Origin of the sequence: Streptomyces sp. NBC_01571 (assembly GCF_026339875.1) — a bacterium.
GTDB lineage: Bacteria > Actinomycetota > Actinomycetes > Streptomycetales > Streptomycetaceae > Streptomyces.
Genome location: NZ_JAPEPZ010000001.1, coordinates 579,292 through 599,023, shown reverse-complemented (window position 1 = coordinate 599,023; position 19,732 = coordinate 579,292). Strand labels below are relative to the sequence as shown.

The following is a 19,732-nucleotide window of genomic DNA, read 5'->3' as shown; positions in this document are numbered from 1 at the left end:
GCGGCGGGCGCATGCCCACCCCACCCATCGGCGCGGCCCAGCGCATGGTCGAGACCCTTTCCCAGTACGGCGTGCCGTACGTCTTCGGTGTCCCGGGAAGCGCGAGCGACGCCGTTCACGATGCCCTCGCCGTCGCAGGCCCCGAACTTGTGATGTGCCACCACGAACAGAACGCGGCCGTGATGGCCGCCGCTGTCGGGCTGCTGACCGGCACCCCCGGAGCGGTCCTGGCCACCCCAGGAGCCGGCACCGCCAATCTGATGACCGGCCTGCTCCTGGCGACGAGTGAGCAGCACCCCGTGATTGCGGTGTGCGCGGCGGGGACCGGCCGGGACCGGTTCAGGCGAACCCAGCGGTCGATGGACGCCATCGCCGCACTGAGACTGGTCACCACCTACACCTGCGAGGTCCGCGACCCGGACCATGTCCCCGAAGCCATCGCCAACGCCCTGCGCGCAGCGGTCACCCCACCCCGCGGCGCGGCCGCGGTGGTGATACCGGAAGACGTCGCGGGAGCGCCCACCGCCGCAAGCGTCGTCCAGCCGCACAGGCACCCGTCTCACGGTCCCGCTCCCGCCGAGTGCATCCACCGTGCCGCACAGATCATCCGCGCCGCACGGCAGCCCGTCCTCCTCGTCGGGGCGCGGGGTGCGGACACCGAGGCCTGCACCGCGCTGCGTGAACTGATCCGCGTCACCGGCCTGCCCGTGGTGGAGACCTTCCAGGCCGCGGGCATTGTCCCGCGCGCACTGGAGGAGCAGTACGCCGGCCGGGTCGGCCTCTTCCGTGACCAGCCGGGGGACGCCATGGTGACGCACGCCGACGCACTGATCACCGTCGGCTACGATCCAGTGGAGTACGACCCGGGCCTCTGGAACACCGACCCGGCCCGAACGATCGTCCACATCGACACGCTGCCCGCCGAGATCGGCAGCCACTACCAGCCCGCTCTGGAACTGCGGGGCGATGTGGCCGCGACGGTCGATGAGCTGTCGGGGGAGCTCTCCGGGCTGCCGATCAGCGACCGGACCCGAGCTGCCCTGGCCGAACAGCACACCGCCCTGGCCCGCATCGAGGAGGAGGCCAGGACGGCACCGGCCACCGCTGCCGGCCTCGATCCCGGCGCGGTGATCCGGAAGATCTCCGAGGTCGTGGACGACGATGCCACCGTGGTGTCAGACACCGGCTCGCACCTCTACCTGGCCCGTCACTTCCGCGGACACCAGCCGCGCCGCATCCTCCTCTCCAACGGCCCGCAGACGCCGGGAGTCGGCCTGCCACGGGCGATGACCGCCGCGCTGCTGCGGCCGGGGACACAGGTGGTGTCGGTCTCCGGGGACGGCGGTTTTCTGGCCGGCGCACCGGAAATGGAGACCGCCACCCGTCTGGGCCTCCACGCCACGCATGTCATCATGCGGGACAACGCCTTCGACACGGTGGCCTTCCAGGAGCATCGCAAATACGGCAGAGCCTCCGGCGTCCGGTCCGGCGCCTGCGACATCACCCTGTACGCCTGCGCGTTCGGCGCCAGAGGGATTCGGACCGAGACCATGGACGACTTCGAGACCGAACTGCGCGGGTCCCTCGACCCGGTCGGGCTCTGCGAGCCCGGCATCACGGTCATCGACGTCCCGGTCGACTACACGCACAACGCGGAACTCTTCGCACAACTCCAGGACGGCGTTCCGCGATGACACGCCGACGACCGCGGCTCCGGCGCAGCGCGACCGCCCGCCGGTACCCGGAGGCCTCCGGCCAGTGCCGTCACACGGCGGAAAACAGCCGACTCTCGGCCTGACCGTAGGCTCGCGGTCCACGGACGCGACTGTCGACCGGCGGACAACCGGCCCGGCCCGCAGCAGCGTTGCCCGATCAGCCACGGTGGGGCGACGCGCATGACACGACGCACGACCGAGGCTTCCCACCGGCGCCGGCGGACACCGGTCATGCCGGCCGGACCAGCCAGATGTCATACGTGGCAGGAGGTTCTCATGACGAAGCAGACATACATCGTGACAGGCACGCACCGCGTCGCGACCGCCGGGGGACTTGCCGTCAGCTTCCCGGCGGTACGGCCACGAACGCTCATCGCGGTCGTGGTCGCCTCGGCCGTACTGCTCGGCGTCACCCTGTTGGGCGTGATCGTCCCCGCGGACGTCCACCTGGAAGTGTTGTTGGTGGCGGTGCCGGCGCTCACCGCCGCTGCGGACAACGCGCGTACCACCGTCAGCATGACCGCCCTCGCCTGTCTCGGCGTGGTGGCGGTCGACGCCGACGACGGTCTGCCCAGCTCACCGAGCCTCCCGATCGACGTCCTGGGCCTGCTGGTCGTCTGCGTCCTGGTCCTCGTGGTCCGGCGCATGCGTGACGTGGACCATCGAACGCTCTGTGCGGTGCGCTCCGTCTCGGAGACAGCGCAGAAGGCGCTGCTCCCGCCGTTGCCCCGTCGTATGGCAGGGCTGGAGATCGCCACGGCCTACCGCTCGGCAGCCGCCCACGCACACATCGGCGGTGACGTGTACGCCGCCGAACGCGTCGGCTGTACGGTCCGCATGTTGATCGGCGACGTGCGGGGCAATGGCTTGGCGGCAGTCGACGACGCCGCAGCGGTCATCGGTGCTTTCCGTGAAGCCGCGCACCGCGACGTGCAACTGGAGCATGTCGCCCTCTCCTTGGACGCCGGTGTGCGCCGCCGTGTCGACCAGGTCAGCGAGACGGACAACGACGCGGCGGAGGGGTTCATCACCGCTCTAGTCCTGGAGATACCCGACGACTTGCACGTCGTCCGCGTGATCAGCTGCGGCCACCCCGACGCGATGCGCTCCCAAGGAGCGGACGTGGACTGCCTCGAAGTGCCGCAGCCGGCACCACCGCTCGGCCTGGGCGGCGACCGGGCGGCCTATCAGGTGAACACCTTCCGATTCGAGCCGGAGGACACGCTGCTCCTGCACACCGACGGCCTCCTGGAGACTCGCGACGGGGCGGGTGCGTTCTACCCGGCACTGGACCGTTTCGCGCTCCTCGCCGAGGATGAACCGTGCTACCTGATCGAACGCCTCATGAGTGACCTGACCGTCCATGCGGGCGGGGAGGTGCAGGACGACGTGGCCATGGTCGCGGTGCGCCGCCGGGCCGCGACGGCCACGGGGAGTGCCGGCGAGGGCGGCCGCCGTGGGAGCCCCGTCGTCACCGAGTTCGGCTCCTGGCCTGAGTAGGCATCCATCCATCGGTGGCTTCGGTGCGCCTCGCCGCGGCCGGCGGTGAGGCCGCCGCCGATGGCGAGCCCGCCGACCTGCAGGGCAGGGAGGCCACGGCCCTCCGCCGGCCTCGCTCACGAAGCTCCTGTTTTTTGAGCCGCAACCTCGCCGGACCCCACTGGATCCAGGATCTGCTCGGCCCAGATTGTCTTGCCGGCAGGGGCGTGCCGGGTTCCCCAGCGATGGGAACATTGAGCGACCAGGAAGAGTCCGCGTCCTCCTTCGTCCGTGGAGGCTGCCCGGCGAATGTGCGGCGCGGTGCTCGCCGTGTCGCTCACCTCACAGATCAGCGTCCGGTCGAGGACCAACCGGAGTTGTATCGGATCATGGCCGTAGCGGATGGCGTTGGTGATGAGTTCGCTGACGATGAGTTCCGTGGTGAAGGCCAGGCCCTCCAGATCCCACTGGTCGAGTTGCCGAAGGACGAGCGAGCGCATGTCACCAACGGCTGCCGGGACAGGGGGCACGGTCCACGTGGCCACCTTCTCGGAGTTCAAGGAATGCGTACGGGCGAGGAGAACGGCCAGACCGCCCTCCACCGTGAGGTGGGGAGCGATCAGGTCGGTTATGGAGCGGCACGTGACGTCAAGTGGGCGGCTGTGACCGGCGATAACGGTGCTGAGTCGGGCGGTCAGCGCGTCGGACTTGTCCGCATGGCGCAGGACATTCTGGCTGCAGAGCACGACGGTACTGCCTTCGGCGAGCTCCACCTCCAACGGTTCGAAGACCGGATCGCCGAGACCGAGCGGCCTGTTGGTCGGCAGATCGGGAAAGGACACAGCCCCGTCCCGGCCCACAATGGCCGGTGAGGGATGACCGGCGCTCGCCATCACGCATCGCCGCGAGACCGGGTCGTAGACGGCGTACAGACAGGTCGAACCCATCAATGCCTCCACCACGGGCGCGGGACCGGACCCGCTGGAGTGTTCGCGTTCCAGGAGCCGCGGCACCATGTCGTCGATCTGGCCGAGCAACTCGTCCGGGGCGAGATCCAGTTGAGCCAGCGTACGTACGGCGGAGCAGATGTGCCCCATGCAGGCGGCCGCCTGGAATCCCGTGCCCGGTACCGCGCCGACGACGAGAGCGACCCGAGCGCCCGAGAGCGGGATCACATCGAACCAGTCGCCACTGACTCCCGCATGCACTCGCGATGGCTGGTAATGGTGCGCCACCTCTACCGCGCTCTGGTCCGCGACGCTGCGGGGCAACATGCTCGCATGCAGGGTGAGGGCCGCCCTGTGTTCGTTGGTGTAGCGGCGGGCATTGTCCACGCAGACGGCGGCGCGCGCGACGATGTCCTGAGTGAGAACAAGATCATCGGGTTCGAAGGGATCCGTATGACGCGCCCGGTACAGATGCACCAAGCCCAAGGTCGTGTCCCTGGCGCGCAGCGGTACGAGGATCAACGAGTCGACCCCGTATTCGCGCATGACCTGGATCCGCAGGTCGGAAGAGTCCCGCAGCCATTCGGTGTCGGGGTCGAGGGCAGGGATCAGCCGCGGCTGGCTGTCGACGAGGCATTGCACGTGAGGTGAGTCGGGTGGGTAGTTCTGCAGTTCACCGGGCGGCGGCGCGCCACCGATGACCACCGTGTTGACGGCCTTGCGGGCAAGACAACGCAGCAATACCGGGCCTGCGCCCATCGGCCCCGGTTCCGCGCCGTCCAAGACGCTGTCCAGGAGGTCTATCGTCGCCACGTCGGCAAGTTGCGGAACCAGCATGTCCACGAGTTCCTCCGCCGTGCGCTCCACATCAAGCGTCGTACCGATGCGGACCGCGGCCTCGCCGAGGAGCGAAAGGCGTTCACGGGTCTGGTGGCGTTCCGTGATGTCGATGATCAGATCGGTTACCCCGAGGACGTTTCCGTCCGGCCCGGTCAGGACGACGGAGGACACGTTCCAAACGTGGTCCCTGTCCGGTTCGGCTGGCGTGCGCCCGTGATGGACGGCATTGATGATCGGCTCCCTGGTTTCCAGAACCCTTTTGACCCTCCCCTCGATCGCCCTGGCATCGAGCCCGGGAAGGACATCGCTGATGGGACGGCCGAGAGCCTGTTCTGCGGGGAAGCCGTGGATACGCTCCAGGGCGGCGTTGATCCGTACGAAATGCAGATTCCGGTCGTACACGGCGATCCCGATCGGCGCTTGGGTGAAGAGTGCCTCCAGGATCGCCTGCCCCTCCGTACCTGCGGACAGAGTGACGGGGGCCGCGATGACCATGGAGCCCTCGCTGGAGGATCCGCCGGTCCCGAGGAGTTGGGTGGTACGGAAGGCGACCTCGGCAGGACACCTTCCCGGAAGGTCGACCACGGCGGGGTGGCCCGAGAGCGAGACCTGGGTGCTTCCGGAGTATTCGGTGAATGCCTCCGGCCACAGCGCGACGGCCGACTGTCCGATGACGTCGGCGGCGCTGTATCCGAAGAGCTCCTCGGCGGAGGCACTCCACGCGGATACGACACCGTGGTCGTCGAGGACGAAGCCGGCGATCGTCCCACCGCCAGGTGCGTCCGAGAGACGGTGCGCGGAGGAAACCTCGGAGGGATTGCCCATGCCCAGTCCCGTCACGCGAGGTGACGCCTACGGGCCGGCGTCGCCTGCAGGTCAGCGCTGACCGGTGGCCTTGGGGCGAGGCCACCGAATGATGGTGTCGATTTCAGACTAGGAGCGTGTCTCGGTAACGAGCAAGGGGCTCGCTGGCCGTGATCGATGGGATCGGTCGCGGCCGTTTCGTGTGCACCTGTGAGGCCGTGGTTGGGTCCTTCCCGGCTGTTGTTCGGCTGGTAGGGCCTGTGGCGTGGGCCGGGGGCCTGGCTGGTCAGCCGGCCTGGGCGGCGAGCCCGGAGTGTCGGAAGATCTTGCGGAGGTTGTGGCAGGCGGCGAGCAGTCGCCACTCACCGCGGGCGCCGTCCTCGCCACGCAGGAGGAGCTGGCGGCCGTTCTGGCAGGTCATGACCTGTCCGAAGACAGGTTCGACGATGGCTTTGCGGCGGCTGTATGCCTTCCGGCCGGGTTTGGTCCGCAGTTTGCGGGCCATGCGCTCCTTCAGCGTGGCGTCCTTGGGGATGCGTCCGCGTGGAGCGGGCGGGACCTGCTCGTCGTGGGCGAGTCGGCCGGTGGCCATGAAGGTGTCGGTGCCGCAGGCCAGTTGGCGCTCGTTCGCGGCTTCGAGGTTGGTCTCGGAGCAGTACCCGGCGTCGACCAGGGCCTGCTTGGGGTGGATGCCGGTGTTGTGGGCGGACTGGTCGAGCATCGTGGTGTAGTTCAGTGCGTCGGAGGGGTTGGTCGTCACGTCGGCGGCGGTGATGACCTGGTGTTCTTCGTCGACGACGGCCTGGGCGTTGTAGGCCTGGATGTAGGCGCCGTCGCTGTTCTTCATGATCCGCGAGTCGGGGTCGGTGAAGTTGGCCTGGGCTTTGGGCTTGGGACGGGCCTTGGCGGCGGCCGCTTCCCCGGCGTCGGTGACGGCCTGCTCGTCGCTGCTGGCGGCACGTTCCTGACGGCGGCGTTCCTTGTCCTCGGCGTGGGCGCGGGCCTTGGCGGCGGCCTCGGCCTCGATCTGCGCGCGGGCGGCCTGCAGCTTCGCCAGGCGTTTCTCACGCCGGTCCAGCTCGGCGGGCAGGTCCGCCTCCTTGCCGTCCACGCCGAAGGTGTCGTCCTCGGCTTCGTCGGCGGCCTCGGCGTCGGTCAGCAGGGCGTGGGCCTTCGCTTCCAGAGCGGCGATCTCGGCCTCTATCCGCTCTTCCTTGTCGACCAGGCGGCCGTAGCTCATCGCCTTGTGTTTGGAGGCGCTGGCCTCCAGTTTCGTGCCGTCCAGCGCGACGCGTCCCATCTTGACCATGCCGAGTGTCTGTGCGAGGTGCAGGGACTGGGTGAACAGACCGGCCAGCGCGTCGAGGTGGCGGCGGCGGAAGCGGGCGATCGAGCGGAAGTCCGGTTCCTGGCCGGCGGCCAGGAACCGGAACGCGACATCGTCGGCCAGGCGGCGCTCGATCGCCCGGGAGGAGCGGACGCCGGTGGTGTAGCCGTAGATCAGCAGTCGTACCATCAGCCGCGGATCGTAGGGCGGGTAGCCGCGCTTTTCGGTGTAGTCCGCCAGGACCGGTCCGAGGTCGAGCACCTCATCGACCAGGTCGGCGACGAACCGGGCCAGGTGGCCCTCGGGCAGCCAGTCGTCCAGCGACGGCGGCAGCAGCAGGACCTGATGCGGATCGAAGGGCCGAAACGTCTTGTCCACCGCCGCCAGCTGACCCTGCGGCCGCTTCTTCCCGACCGGCTCGACCTCGAACAGCCCCTCGCCACCACGCATACCGTGATCATCCCGTATGAATAATCACGAACCGCAGGCGGGTTGCCGGTTACTGAGACATGCTCCTAGCCAGACTTCTTGCGATGTGCCTCGTCGGCGCCGGTGCGTGTGGCGCCGCCGCGCGTGTCGGTCCGGGGAGACGTGGACGGAACAGCACCCACCGTTCAACCCGACAGCGCGTCCGGGTCGAGCGGGACGGATCCCGCCGGCTGCGCGGCATGGGGGGCACGGTGAAAGAGATCGGCCTCACCTCAACGGCTGAGAGCCTGGCGGAAGATGTGCTCGGCCACCATGACGGTGGTGAGGTCGGTCGCGGTGGAAGGCACCTCGGGGAAGATCGAGGCGTCGATCACCCGAAGACCGTTGATCCCGTGCACGGAGCCGAAGCCGTCGACCACGGCCCGCTGGTCGTTCGCACCGCCCATGGGCGCGGTCGAGGTGGGGTGCTGGTAGGTGTTCAGGTTTTCACGGACGGCCCGGTCGAGGTCCGCGTCGCTTCGGATGTGCTCGCCGGGCAGCAACTCGCCGGCGGTGACAGCGGCAAACGCGTCCTCCCTCGCTATCCGGCGGCTGAGCTTGACGCCCGACCATCCGGCTGCGGTCGCGCGGCGTAGCCAGGAAGTTGTAGTCGATGAGCGGCGCGGCCTTCGGACTGGCGCTGCGCAGCTTGACCGAGCCCATGGACTCGGGTCGCACCAGGCCGGTGGCCAGGACGACCGCGGAACCGGTGGGGCTGACAGCGCCGTCGATCAGATGCGAGACCGAGATGTGAAGGTCGAGCTCGTCCGCGTGGGCCCTGGAAGAGGCTGTCCAGAGGATGGCTCCGGCCGCCGGGGTCATGCGGGCCGCGTCGGGCCTGAGGGCGTGGACGCTGTAGTGGAACGGGTGGTCCTGGAAGCGCAGTCCCACCGGGCGGTCGGCGACCAACTTGATTCCATGGCGCTCCAGGTCCCCGGGTACGCCGATGCCGGAACGCATGAGAATGGCTGCGCTGCCGTAGGCGCCGGCCGACAGAATGATCTCCCCGCCCTCGTGAATGGTCCCGTCGACCGTCCGAACAGCCGTGGCCGTGGTGCCGCTGAACTCGACCGAGTCCACCTCGGCCAGGCCGACGACGGTCAGGTTCGGGCGGCCGCGGACCTCGTCGGAAAGGTAGACGAACGCCGTGTTCCGGCGTACGCCGGAGAGGATGTTGAACGGGTATGCCGTCACTCCGTTCTGCCGGTCGCCGTTCGGGTCTGCGATCCGGGCGAAGCCCTGACTCGCGGCCGCTTCGACGAAGGCCCTCAGCGACGGAGTGAGTTCCTCGAAGGTCTGTTGGCGGATAGGGAAAGGTCCCGTCCGCCCGTGCAGCAGGTCGCTGCCGGCGTCGCTGTTCTCCAGCAGCCGGTAGGTCTTCAGCACCTCCTCGAGCGACCAGTTGCCGATACCGCGGGCAGTCCAGGTGGCGAGTCCGCGGCGCGTGCACGCAGCGCCACCGCCGCGTTGACTGTGGAACTGCCGCCGAGCACCTTGGCCCGAGGCGCCGGAATGCGATAGCCGGTCGCACCCACTGTGGCCTCGTAGCCCCAGTCGTGTTCCTCGTCGTCACCGACACGCGCCGGGCCTGACGATCCGAGTCCACGCCTCAGATGCCCGTGGCGACGGCGTCACGCAGACCATCGCCCGCGCCGTAGGCATCAGCTGACACCCTGACGGGGTGCGGCGGAGACCCCAGGTCCCTGCCCCACCCCATCGGTCGCGAGCGCGCCGGTGCTGGATTCCCCCATCGGTGTCGACATGTCGGCTTCGAGGCGAGCGAGTCGGCGGGCGGGTGCGCTCCGTGCCTTCAGGTGGACTTGGGTGGTGTCGAGCTGGGCCGTGGCGAGGCTCGCGGCCTGCGCGGTCCCGGGGGCCGGTCCGGCAGGCACCGACGGGGTTGAGACCGTGCCGGATCCTTGTGTCGGCCGGCCGGTTCGGCGCACGTGGCCGTCGGGTCCTCGGACGGGCAGAGGTCGTCGGGTGATCTGAAAGGACGTCAGTTTCGTCCTGCGTGGATCGTTGACATGCCCCTGCCGCGTGGCTAACTTCACGAAGAGTTCCCGTCTGCGCCCCGAGGTGCTCGTGGCCCCGGGGCTCCGTCACCGCGTTCGCATCGCCAGGCGCTCCGTCCCAGTGATGAGACAACGTTGTCAACCCCGGTCATGGCTCAGGCATCGCGCTTTCGACCGGAAGGCAACGTTGTCAAGTGCCGCTTCCTGCCTCCGAGTAGAGGAGAGACCGTGATGAAACGACTGCCGAGACCGCCCGGAACCCCCGCGATCGGCTTGTTCGCGGCTGCCGCACTGGCCGTGGCCGGCTTGTGCGCACCCGCGTCGGCGGCCGAGAAGGCCGCGCTCGTCACGTCGCCCGCCACCGTGGTCAACCCGTTCATCGGGACGTCGAACCAGGCCGACGACTTCCCCGGGGCCGACGTGCCGTTCGGCATGGTGCAGTGGAGCCCGGACACGCCGTCGCGTCCCTCCGGCGGCGGATACGAGTACAACGACTCGTCCATCACCGGCTTCAGCCTCACCCACATCGCCGGGCCCGGCTGCGGTGCGGCCGGCGACATACCGGTGCTGCCCACGGTCGGCGCCGTGAACACCGGCGCCACAGACACGTTCTCGCACGCCAACGAGTCGGCCTCCGCAGGCTCCTACAAGGTCGCCCTCGACAACCAGGTGACCACCGAGCTGACCACCACGACACGCAGCGGCATGGCGCGCTTCACCTTCCCGTCGAGCAGCCAGGCCAACCTGATCTTCAAACTCACCGGAAGCCAGAACGGCGCCTCCTCGACGCAGTTCACGAAGGTCTCGAACACCGAGGTGAGCGGGCAGGTCACCAGCGGCCACTTCTGCGGTGCGGGGAACACGTACAGCGTGTACTTCGACATGGTCTTCGACCAGCCGTTCACCTCGCAGGGCGCCTCGGTCGCGAAGACGTCGGCCGCCACCCCGGCGAAGCCGGGCACGTCGTCCGGGAACGCCGCCGAGAAGCCCGACGAGCCGGTACTCCACGGCAAGACCCCCACCGCGACGGCTCCGAAGGCAGCCAAGGGCGGCGCCTCCCCGAACGCCGCCGCCTCCAACGGCTACGTCACCTTCAACACCACCGCCAACCCGGTGGTGCAGGCCAAGGTCGGCATCTCCTACGTCTCGGTCGCCAACGCGACGGCCAACCGGGCCGCGGAGAACACCGGGTGGGACTTCGACGCGACCCGCACCGCCGCGCAGAACGCCTGGAACAGCGCTCTCGGCAAAATACAGATCGCCGGCGGGACGGCCGCACAGCAGCAGAGCTTCTACACCGCGCTCTACCACTCGCTGCTGCACCCCAACGTCATCAGCGACACCAACGGCCAGTACTACGGCTTCGACGGCAGAACGCACAGCGTGGACACCGGCCACAGAGCGGCGTACGCCAACTACTCCGGGTGGGACATCTACCGCTCGCAGGCCCAACTCGAAGCCCTGGTCGCTCCCCAGGTCGCCTCGGACACCGCGCAGTCGATGGTCGACGACTACGCCCAGACCGGAGTCTTCCCCAAGTGGTCGGAGAACAACGGCGAGTCCTACGTCATGGTGGGCGACCCGGCGGACGCGATCCTCGCCGACTACTACGCCTTCGGCGCCAGGGACTTCGACACCACGACCGCCCTGGCCGACATGGTCAGACAGGCGAGTACGGCCAACAACGACCGGCCGGGTCTGAACTACCTGAACTCACCCGGATACATGCCGCACGACGGCAGCTACGGCTGCTGCAACTTCTACGGCCCGGTGGCCACCACCCTGGAGTACAACACCGCCGACTTCGCGATCTCCGCGATGGCCGGGGCACTCGGCGACACCGGCAACCAGAAGACGTACGCCAACCGTGCCCAAGGCTGGCGCAACGTGCTCAATCCCGCCTCCGGTTTCGTCGAACCGCGCAACGCCGGCGGATCCTGGACCGGCGGCTTCGACCCCACCAGCGGCACCGACATGGTCGAGGCCGACTCCTGGATCTACACCGGGATGGTCCCGTTCAACATCGGCGGCCTCGCCCGCGCCAAGGGCGGCAACACGGCGATGAACCACTACCTGGACACCGTGCTGCGCAGCTACACAGGCGACAAGGGCTACGCATGGGTCGGCAACGAACCCAGCATCGAACTGCCCTGGGAGTACGACTACACGGGACAGCCCTACAAGACACAGGGCACCGTCCGGGCGATCCAGGACCAGATCTGGGCGAACACCCCGGGCGGCCTGGCCGACGGCAACGACGATCTCGGCGCGATGAGCGCCTGGTACGTGTGGTCGGCGCTCGGCATGTACCCCGAGACCCCGGGCACCTCCGACCTCGCCCTGGGCTCCCCCCTGTTCACACAAGCCGTGGTCGCCCTCCCGTCGGGCAGGACACTGACGATCAATGGTGACGGCGCCGCCGACAACGCCCCCTACGTACAGTCCGCGACATGGAACGGAACCGCCTGGAACAACGCCTTCGCCCCCACCACGGCCATCACCGCCGGCGGCACGCTGAACTACACGCTCGGCACCGGCGCCAACACCTCCTGGGCGACGGCCGCCTCCGCGGCCCCGCCCTCCTACGCCGGTGACACCACGGCCCCGGCCTCGCCCCGCATCGGCCCCATCGCCTCCGCGGTGGCCTCGAACCTGTGCGTGGACGACGCGAGTTCCTCCACCACCGACGGCACCCACGTCCAGATCTGGGGCTGCAACAACACCTACGCCCAGGACTGGATCGTCGCCGCCGACGGGACGGTCCGAACCCTTGGCAAATGCCTGGACGCCGACCACAGCGGAACCACCAACGGCACACTGGTCCAGCTGTGGACATGCAACGGCAGCGGGGCCCAGCAATGGACCGCGGGGGCCAACGGATCACTGATCAACCCCCAGTCCAAGCTGTGCCTGGACGACCCCAACTCCTCCACCACCACCGGCACCCAGCTCCAGCTCTACAGCTGCAACGGCTCAAGCGCGCAGAGCTGGAAGCTGCCGACCTGAGCCACCGGCACCGGCACCGGCAGTCTCGGCACCGCCGGACAACTCCAGCGCACCGCGCCCGTGTTCCGGCCACTCGGCCGGGACACGGGCGCGGTGCGCCGCCGTGCGGCCCGCCGGTCCATCCCGCGAGGGCGACGGTGGAACCGGCTCAGGCGGTGGTGGTGGGCTGGTCGGGGGCGTGTGTGTGTTCGGCCCAGATGATCTTGCCGTGGGGGCTGTGGCGGGTTCCCCAGCGTTCGGCGAGTTGAGCGACGATGAACAGTCCGCGCCCGTTCTCGTCGAAGGTGCGGGCCCGGCGCAGGTGCGGCGAGGTGCTGCTGCCGTCGGCGACCTCGCAGACCAGACTGCCGGCGTGGTGGATCAGGCGCAGCTGGATGGGTGGTTGGGCGTGGCGGATGGCGTTGGTGACCAGTTCGCTGACGATGAGTTCGGTGGTGGGGGCGGCGTCCGTGAGGCCCCAGGCATCCAGTTTCTCCGCGATGTGGGAGCGGGCGTAGGAGACGGCGGCCGGGTCGGCCGGCAGGTCCCAGGTGGCGACGGTACGGGTGTCCAGCGCGTGCGTGCGGACCGCGAGGACGGCGACCTGGGTGTGGGGCGCGTGGAGCAGGGCTTTGACGGCGGACCGGCAGGTGGCGTCCAGGCAGCGCTCGGGCCGGGCGAGTGCGCTGAGCAGCTCGTCCCTGCCGGAGTCCGGTGCGTCGGCGTCACTGTGGGTGTACAGCAGGAGGGTGCTGCCTTCAGGGAGGTCGATCTCCGTGGCTTCGAAGGGCAGGTCCGTCTGTCCCAGGGGCGGGCCCTGGCGCAGGTCGAGGGATGTGACCGTGCCATCGGGTGTGATGACGGCGGGTGCAGGGCTCCCGGCGCAGGCGATGGTGCAGCGGCAGGACGCGGGATCGTAGACCGCGTACAGGCATTGGGCGCGGACGGTGCTGGTGCCGGCGGTCTGGGTGTCGTGACTGGGGCGGACGTCGGGCCGTAGCCGGGCGAGGACGTCCGCGAGATGGGCGAGCAGTTCCTCCGGCTGCAGATCGACGTCGGCCAATGTGCGTACCGCGGCACGGAGTTCGGAGGCGGCGGCGTCCGGTCCGGTCACGGCACCGGCGACGAGTCCTACCCGGGCGCCGGACAGCGGGATGGCGTCGAGCCACTGGGCGCGCATACCGAGTCGGCCCGAACCGGTTCGGCAGTGGCCGGCCAGCTCCACCACCGCGGGTTGCGGCAGTGCGGCGGGCAGGATGCCGGGCGGTGGGACCCGAACGGCATGCGGTGCTTCGGGGGTGCTACGGGGCTTGCTGTCGGCTGGATCGGGCGGACAGGACCGGTTCCGGGTGACGGTGGCGGGCGTGTTCGGCCGACGCGCCCGCAGCCGGCAGACGACGAGGCCCAGAGCGAAGGACAGGGCGACCGCGGTGATGACGACCGTCCGGCCACCGGCCGACACTCCGTGGATGGCGAAGCCGTACGTGACGATACTGGCAGCCAGCGTGGCGAGACCGATGATCAGGGAGCGCCGCATGGGCAGGAGCGCGGCGGCGGTGACGGGGACGAGCACGGAGAAGCCCGACCAGCGGACGAGGCCGCCTGCGGAATCCTGGAGCTGCACGGCGCACGACCCGGCGATGTAGACGATGAGCAGCACAAAGAGCCACCTGTTCAGTCGCGTGGCAGCCATCGTCCTCATCGCCTTTCCATGGATGGTGCGTCGATTCGGGAGCACCGGACAAGTCATGGGTCGACCTCCGTCGGGAGTGGCCGGGACGGTCGTGGACCCGGACCGCCGCCCGGAGCGGGCGTGCGCTGGATGGCCACCAGGGCGAGGTCGTCCTCCAGGTGTCCGGCGGCATGGATGTCCACGTCGTCGTTGACGCGCCGCAGCAAGCGGTGCGGGCAATCCCACGGCCAGCTGGGGGCCCGTTCGAGGATCGGATAGAAACCGCCGGTGGTGTTGCGGGCTTCGACGACGCCGTCGGTGTAGAGCAACAGGGTGTCCGCGGGGCCGAACGCGAAGGTGTCGACGTGGTAGGTGTCGGGAGAGATGCCGGCCAGCCCGAGGGGTGGCGCGGGCCGAGGTATCGGCAGGGCGGCCACCACGCCGCGGCGGCCCCGCAGGGGTGAGGGGTGCCCGCAGCTGATGACCTGGACGAGAGCAGCCTCGTCGGGGATTTCGACGAGCAGCGCGGTGATGAAGCGCTCGCTGCGCTCGGGGTCGCTGTCGGTGAGCTGCGCCAGATGCCTGCGGACACTGCTCTCCAGGGCGGCGGCCAGTTCGGGAAGGGCGTCGTGCTGGTGAGCGGCCTCTCGGAAGGCGCCGAGAAGGGCGGAGGCGTCCTCGACGGCGGGCAGGCCCTTGCCACGGACGTCGCCGATGAGGAAACGGGTCGCGTGCTCGGTCCGGGCGGCGGCGTACAGGTCGCCACCCACCAGGGCGTGCGCCGCGGCCGCCCGGTACGTACAGGCGACCCGCAGCGGACCCAGCCGCCGGGGCAGGGGGCGCAGCACGACCCGCTGGGCCACCTCGGCCACCGCGCGTACCTGGGTCAGCTCCCGCAGGTCGCGGTCGTGCAGGGTCCGGGCGGTGACGACGAAGACCGACACGACCAGCAGGGCCGCGATGTGGATCGGCAGGACCGGCGAATGCAGCAGGCCGTCATGGCGGTCGATGACGAACACGGCCGCGCTGGCCGCCAGGGCGGTGCCCGCGGTGAACCGGGAGCTGGCGAACGCCGCCGTGGAGGTGGGGGCGGCGACCAGGAGAGGGGACAGGTGGACGGCCATGGGAGCGAAGGTGGCGGCCAGGGTGATGACGGTGATCAGCGCGACCGGGACGGCCGACAGGGCGAGGACGCCGCCGCCCACCCGCGGGCCACCCCGCTTGAAGGGGATGTGCCACGGATTCCGCGCGCGGCCGCCGACACCCCGCTCGGCGCCCGGGCGCTTCGGCCTGCCCGTGCCGCCTCGGGGGAGGGGGAGCGAGGAACGGGTCATGGGAGCCGCCTCAGGAGAGGGGTTGTACGTCCGGTCACTTCGAGCATCCGCCCGCACGAGGGCGGGCACATCGGTGCGGGGCCGCACCGCGCATCCGTAAGTCCCTGCATTCCACCGCAGGTCTTACGGCCCCCGGCTGCATCCTCCCCGCGCACCTCCTGCGGGTTTCCCGCACACGGGCCGGCAGCGGCTGCCTGACGGCCACGGGGGATCTACCGTTGCAGCTATGGACGACCTCAGCTCTCTCCCGTCCCGGCAAGCGCCCCGGGAGGTGACCGTCGTACTGGCCGACGATCATCTGGTGGTCCGGGCCGGAATGCGGCTTCTGCTGGCCCAGGACCCGGCATTCCGGATCGTCGCCGAGAGCGCCACCGTCCCCGACACCCTCGAGGCCGTGCGCCGGACCCGTCCGCAGGTGTTGGTCCTGGACCTGACCATGGCCGGCAAGTCGAGTCTGCCCACGATTCCCGCGCTGCGCACCGCTTCGCCCGGCACGCGCATCCTGGTCCTCACGATGCAGGAGGATCCGGCGTTCGCCCGGGAGGCGCTGCGCACCGGTGCGGCCGGATACCTGCTCAAGGAGGCCGCCGCCGAGGAGCTGCGGGCAGCCGCACACCAGGTCGCCGAAGGCGCGACGTACGTCCAGCCGGTGCTGGGCGCCAGGCTTGCCGTCGAGATGCCGGGACCTGCCGACCCGGAGTCGCTGACCGCACGCGAGGCCGAGATCCTGTCGCTGCTGGCGCTGGGCCACACCAACCAGGAGATCGCGCAGCGTCTCTACGTCTCGGTCCGGACAGTGGAGACCCATCGTGCCCGCATCCGGGACAAGCTCGGCAAGGACTCCCGGGCGGAGCTCATCGCCGCGGCCCGCGAACGCGGCCTGGTGGCATGAGCGGACGGCGTACGGCCCGATGGGGCCTCGCCCTGCAGGCGGTGGGAACCTGTCTGCTCGCGGCTGCGGTGGTGCTGGAGGTCACCGACCAGCCGCTGCCCTCCGAGCTGGCCCTCTCCCTTGCCGCGGCGACCCCGTTTCTCGGGGCAGCGCCCCTCTACACCGCGGGACGCCGTACCTGGATGGTGGTGGCCGGCGCCATCGCGCTCATGCTCGCCGTGGCCAGCCTGGTCCGCATCACCGAGCAGCCCCTGCTGAACGCCCTGCACGTGCTCCCGCTTCTCCTGGTCGTGTACACGGCCTCCACCATGCGCAGCGCGACCCACCGCGACCGGGGCCTCCAACGTGAACGTGTCCGGTCCCGCCACGACGGCGCGGAGCGCGAACGCCGCCGCTGGGCCCGGGAACTGCACGACGACACCCTCCAGGAACTCGGCGCCGTGCAGGTGGTGCTCTCCTCCGCTGCCGCCGACGGCCGGCCCCAGGCCATGCGCAGCGCGATCGAGCAGGCACGCGCGCTGGTCGGCAACCAGATCACCTCGCTGCGCCACCTGATCACGGATCTGCGTCCCCTGGTCCTGGACGAGCTGGGACTGCGCGCGGCCCTGGAGGCGCTGTGCCGTCGCACCTCGGAGACCTTCGGTATCCGCGTCGATCTCCGGATCGATCCGCAGTGTGCCGACATCAGCGACCGGCTGTCCTCAGAAGTGCAGGCGCACGTGTACCGCATCGTGCAGGAGGCATTGACGAACGCGGTGAAACACGCCGAGCCCACCCGGATCACGGTCGGTGTGGAGGCCGACGGCCATGTGATGACGCTGACCGTCACCGACGACGGGATCGGAATGCCTCAGGCCGCGGACGCCAGGCGCTGGCCGGGTCTGCGCGCGGCCGCCCGCCCGGCCTCCACCGTGCGGGGAGTGGGTCTCTCCGCCATGCACGAGCGTGCGGACCTCATCGAAGCACAGCTCACGATCCGCAGCGTTCCTGGGAAGGGCACCGCCGTCATCCTGAGCGTGCCCGAGTGAACGCTGCTTCATTACGGTCCGCCGAGAAGAGGACTGTTGGCGAGTGACCGCTGTGCGGAACGCTCCGCCGGAGTTCTTACGAGAGGCTGACGCGGCAGCTGAACCTCTCCTGTCCCACCCTTCGCATGGGCAACTCTGGCTCTGCCCGCTTCCGACCGAGGGGGCGGCCGAGTCCGAGGAGCAGCACATGAGCAGGCACAACAGGCGCAGGTCGTCGCGGAGGCGTCGGCTGACCATCGGCGCGGCCGGAGTCCTCGCCGCCGCGGCGGCCGCCACGTCGGTGACCGTGGCCTCGGCGCGGGAGACCCGTCCACGTGGGGACACGGCCAAGGCCGACCACGCCGTCTTCGTCCAGGGCGACGAACTCGACGGCAACACCATCCACGTCTTCAAGCGGGGCAGGGGCGGCGAGTTGACGGCCCTGGGCCGCTACGCGACCGGGGGCAGGGGCGGCGACCAGGTCGACGCTCCCACCGACTCTCTCGCCTCCCAGGGTTCGCTCGTCTACGACGACCGGTCGGGGAGGCTCCTGGCGGTCAACGCGGGAAGCGGGACCGTGACGTCGTTCCGGGTGCGCGGACAGAAGCTGACCGACCGTCAGGTGGTGCGCTCGGGCGGGGACTTCCCCTCCTCGATCGCGGTGTCGGGCCGGCTCGCCTACGTCATGAACGCGGGGGGCGCGGGCAGCGTTCAGGGGTTCCGGATCACGGCCAAGGGCCTTGCTCCGCTGCGCGGTTCGCACCGCTCCCTCGGGCTGGACAACAAGAAGGTGCCGCTGTTCTCCAGTTCGCCGGGCCAGCTCGCGTTCACGCCGGATGGTGGGCAGTTGGTCGTCACCACCAAGTCCGCGAACACCATCGAGGTCTTCCCGGTACGGCATGACGGGCGCCCCTCGCGCCGTGCGGTGGTCAACGACTCGGCCGGAGGCGTGCCGTTCGCCATCACCTTCGACCGGGCCGGCCGTATGCTCGTGGCCGAGGCCGAGGACTCCACGGTCAGTACGTACAAGGTGCGTACCGACGGCACTTTGGACGTCGTCCAGAAGCCCTTGCCGAACGGGCAGAAGACGCTGTGCTGGCTGGAACGCGCCGGGGACTTCTTCTACGGAGGCAACACCGGCAGCTCGACCGTCACCGGATACCGTACCGACCGCCACGGCAGGCTTGCGCTCACCACCGGTGGCGGCGTCGCCACCCCGCCGTCGGCCATGTCCCAGGGTGTCATCGACCTGGCGGTGACGAAGGACGACAGCTTCCTCTACGTGCAGAACGCCACCTCCGGCACGGTCGACGGGTTCCGTGTGGGCGGGAACGGCTCCCTGACGAAGGTCACCACCGTCACCGGACTTCCCTCCTTCGCCGAGTCCGGCATGGAGGGCATCGCCGCGGTGTAGGAAAGCGGCCGCCGCGGCGATGGGCGCCCCGGGCACCTTTGCCCGGGGCGCCACGCTGTGGGGAGTAAGGCCGGCCCTTCTCGCTCCCTCGCGGCGGTGCCGGCGGCCCGGCTGTCGGGACAGCCCTCAGAGCAACAGCACGACGGCAGCACCGATCCCTCCGAGGAGCAGGGCGAGGACGGCTTCGGGCCAACCGCCCCGGCCCCAGCGGAACGGGTGGTCCAGGGCCAGCTTGCCCGGACCGGTCGCGGCGACGCCGAGTGCGACGACCGCGATGCTCAGGTTGTATTCCAGACCGCCGTCGGTCACCCACACTCCGTGGGCCGCGGTGACGGTCGCCATGGCGCTGATCATCACGCCGATCAGGGCGCTCGCTGCCAGGGGAGTGAACAGTCCCACGGCGAAGCCGAGGCCTCCGAGGAGTTCGGACACACCGCCGATCACGGCGTAGACCTTGCCGGGTCGGTAGTCCAGCGCGGCGAGATTGTTCGCGGTGGTGGTCAAGCCGTCGCCGCCGAAGATCCCGAAGAGTTTCTGGGCGCCGTGCCCTGCCATCAACAGGCCGAACGTGAGCCTGATGAGCAGCAGACCCCAGTCACCGGCCGAGACCGCCCGCCGGACCGGAGTATCGGCCGGGGGATCGGGAGAAGCACGTAGTCGCTGAGGGATGGAGTTCACGGGGGGCTCTTCTCCGCTCCGCGTTCCATGGCGGGGGCGGCTGACCTTCGAGGAACAGCGGAGCTCGTTGTCGGGTCGTCATGACGCCTTGGAGCGGCGTGCGAGAAAGACCGCGCCACTGCCACGCACACGCCCCGCACAGTGATCACTGTCAG

General features: G+C 69.7%; 13 protein-coding genes and 1 pseudogene. 6 read left to right on the top strand and 8 right to left on the bottom strand.

The genetic code is table 11. From position 1 onward, the window contains the following. The first annotated feature begins 11 nt into the window (after window positions 1–11). The gene (gene alsS, locus OHB41_RS02770; protein ID WP_266696333.1) at window positions 12–1,694 is read left to right on the top strand and encodes an acetolactate synthase AlsS; all 1,683 of its coding nucleotides are present in this window, start codon (window positions 12–14) and stop codon (window positions 1,692–1,694) included. Window positions 1,695–1,991: 297 nt separating this feature from the next. Beyond that, window positions 1,992–3,215: a PP2C family protein-serine/threonine phosphatase gene (locus OHB41_RS02765; RefSeq protein WP_266696332.1), complete on the top strand. Its 1,224-nt coding sequence runs from the start codon at window positions 1,992–1,994 to the stop codon at window positions 3,213–3,215. 116 nt (window positions 3,216–3,331) lie between these two features. On the opposite strand, the gene OHB41_RS02760 is transcribed toward OHB41_RS02765, so the two are convergent. From OHB41_RS02760 to OHB41_RS02745, 5 genes and pseudogenes are all read right to left on the bottom strand, one after another. Next, complete coding sequence (locus tag OHB41_RS02760; RefSeq protein ID WP_266696331.1) at window positions 3,332–5,476, bottom strand: SpoIIE family protein phosphatase; 2,145 nt, start codon at window positions 5,474–5,476, stop codon at window positions 3,332–3,334. 147 nt (window positions 5,477–5,623) lie between these two features. Then, a pseudogene (locus OHB41_RS52245) lies at window positions 5,624–5,806 on the bottom strand (PAS domain-containing protein); the annotation flags it as partial. Window positions 5,807–6,071: 265 nt separating this feature from the next. Continuing rightward, the gene (locus tag OHB41_RS02755; RefSeq protein WP_526025027.1) at window positions 6,072–7,490 is read right to left on the bottom strand and encodes an IS1182 family transposase; all 1,419 of its coding nucleotides are present in this window, start codon (window positions 7,488–7,490) and stop codon (window positions 6,072–6,074) included. A gap of 323 nt (window positions 7,491–7,813) precedes the next feature. Further along, window positions 7,814–8,125 carry a GMC oxidoreductase gene (locus tag OHB41_RS02750; RefSeq protein WP_266705612.1) on the bottom strand — a complete coding sequence of 104 codons (312 nt, stop codon included), beginning with the start codon at window positions 8,123–8,125 and terminating at the stop codon, window positions 7,814–7,816. Beyond that, window positions 8,028–9,134 (bottom strand): GMC family oxidoreductase, encoded by a 1,107-nt coding sequence (locus OHB41_RS02745; protein ID WP_266705610.1) that lies wholly within the window; start codon window positions 9,132–9,134, stop codon window positions 8,028–8,030. Before OHB41_RS02745 ends, OHB41_RS02750 begins: the two co-directional genes overlap by 98 nt. A 692-nt stretch (window positions 9,135–9,826) precedes the next feature. On the opposite strand from OHB41_RS02745, the gene OHB41_RS02740 reads away from it, so the two are divergent. Then, a complete protein-coding gene (locus tag OHB41_RS02740) occupies window positions 9,827–12,601 on the top strand; it encodes a lectin (protein WP_266696330.1) in 2,775 nt (924 codons plus the stop codon). 148 nt (window positions 12,602–12,749) lie between these two features. Here the strand turns inward: OHB41_RS02740 and OHB41_RS02735 are convergent, their stop codons facing one another. Then, the gene (locus OHB41_RS02735) at window positions 12,750–14,273 is read right to left on the bottom strand and encodes an ATP-binding SpoIIE family protein phosphatase (RefSeq protein ID WP_266696329.1); all 1,524 of its coding nucleotides are present in this window, start codon (window positions 14,271–14,273) and stop codon (window positions 12,750–12,752) included. A gap of 53 nt (window positions 14,274–14,326) precedes the next feature. Further along, entirely contained in the window at window positions 14,327–15,586 is a 1,260-nt protein-coding gene (locus tag OHB41_RS02730) for a PP2C family protein-serine/threonine phosphatase (RefSeq protein WP_266696328.1), read from the bottom strand. Window positions 15,587–15,812: 226 nt separating this feature from the next. Between OHB41_RS02730 and OHB41_RS02725 the strand changes: the two genes are divergently transcribed. The 3 genes from OHB41_RS02725 (at window position 15,813) to OHB41_RS02715 (ending at window position 18,899) form a co-directional block, all read left to right on the top strand. Beyond that, complete coding sequence (locus OHB41_RS02725) at window positions 15,813–16,478, top strand: response regulator (RefSeq protein WP_266696327.1); 666 nt, start codon at window positions 15,813–15,815, stop codon at window positions 16,476–16,478. Further along, entirely contained in the window at window positions 16,475–17,506 is a 1,032-nt protein-coding gene (locus tag OHB41_RS02720; RefSeq protein ID WP_266696326.1) for a sensor histidine kinase, read from the top strand. The genes OHB41_RS02725 and OHB41_RS02720 overlap by 4 nt, the downstream gene beginning before the upstream one ends. A gap of 187 nt (window positions 17,507–17,693) precedes the next feature. Then, on the top strand, window positions 17,694–18,899 hold the full coding sequence (locus OHB41_RS02715; RefSeq protein ID WP_266696325.1) for a lactonase family protein: 1,206 nt from the start codon (window positions 17,694–17,696) through the stop codon (window positions 18,897–18,899). A 126-nt stretch (window positions 18,900–19,025) separates the two neighbouring features. On the opposite strand, the gene OHB41_RS02710 is transcribed toward OHB41_RS02715, so the two are convergent. After that, window positions 19,026–19,568, bottom strand: a complete 543-nt coding sequence (locus OHB41_RS02710) for a DoxX family protein (protein ID WP_451289628.1) — start codon at window positions 19,566–19,568, stop codon at window positions 19,026–19,028. Between the last annotated feature and the right edge of the window lie 164 nt (window positions 19,569–19,732).

Coding starts and splice junctions, on each gene's coding strand:
- alsS (WP_266696333.1), top strand. CDS start 12: ATGCCCACCCCACCCATCGGCGCGGCCCAGCGCATGGTCGAGACCCTT.
- OHB41_RS02765 (WP_266696332.1), top strand. CDS start 1,992: ATGACGAAGCAGACATACATCGTGACAGGCACGCACCGCGTCGCGACC.
- OHB41_RS02760 (WP_266696331.1), bottom strand. CDS start 5,476: ATGGTCATCGCGGCCCCCGTCACTCTGTCCGCAGGTACGGAGGGGCAG.
- OHB41_RS02740 (WP_266696330.1), top strand. CDS start 9,827: ATGAAACGACTGCCGAGACCGCCCGGAACCCCCGCGATCGGCTTGTTC.
- OHB41_RS02735 (WP_266696329.1), bottom strand. CDS start 14,273: ATGGCTGCCACGCGACTGAACAGGTGGCTCTTTGTGCTGCTCATCGTC.
- OHB41_RS02730 (WP_266696328.1), bottom strand. CDS start 15,586: ATGACCCGTTCCTCGCTCCCCCTCCCCCGAGGCGGCACGGGCAGGCCG.
- OHB41_RS02725 (WP_266696327.1), top strand. CDS start 15,813: ATGGACGACCTCAGCTCTCTCCCGTCCCGGCAAGCGCCCCGGGAGGTG.
- OHB41_RS02720 (WP_266696326.1), top strand. CDS start 16,475: ATGAGCGGACGGCGTACGGCCCGATGGGGCCTCGCCCTGCAGGCGGTG.
- OHB41_RS02715 (WP_266696325.1), top strand. CDS start 17,694: ATGAGCAGGCACAACAGGCGCAGGTCGTCGCGGAGGCGTCGGCTGACC.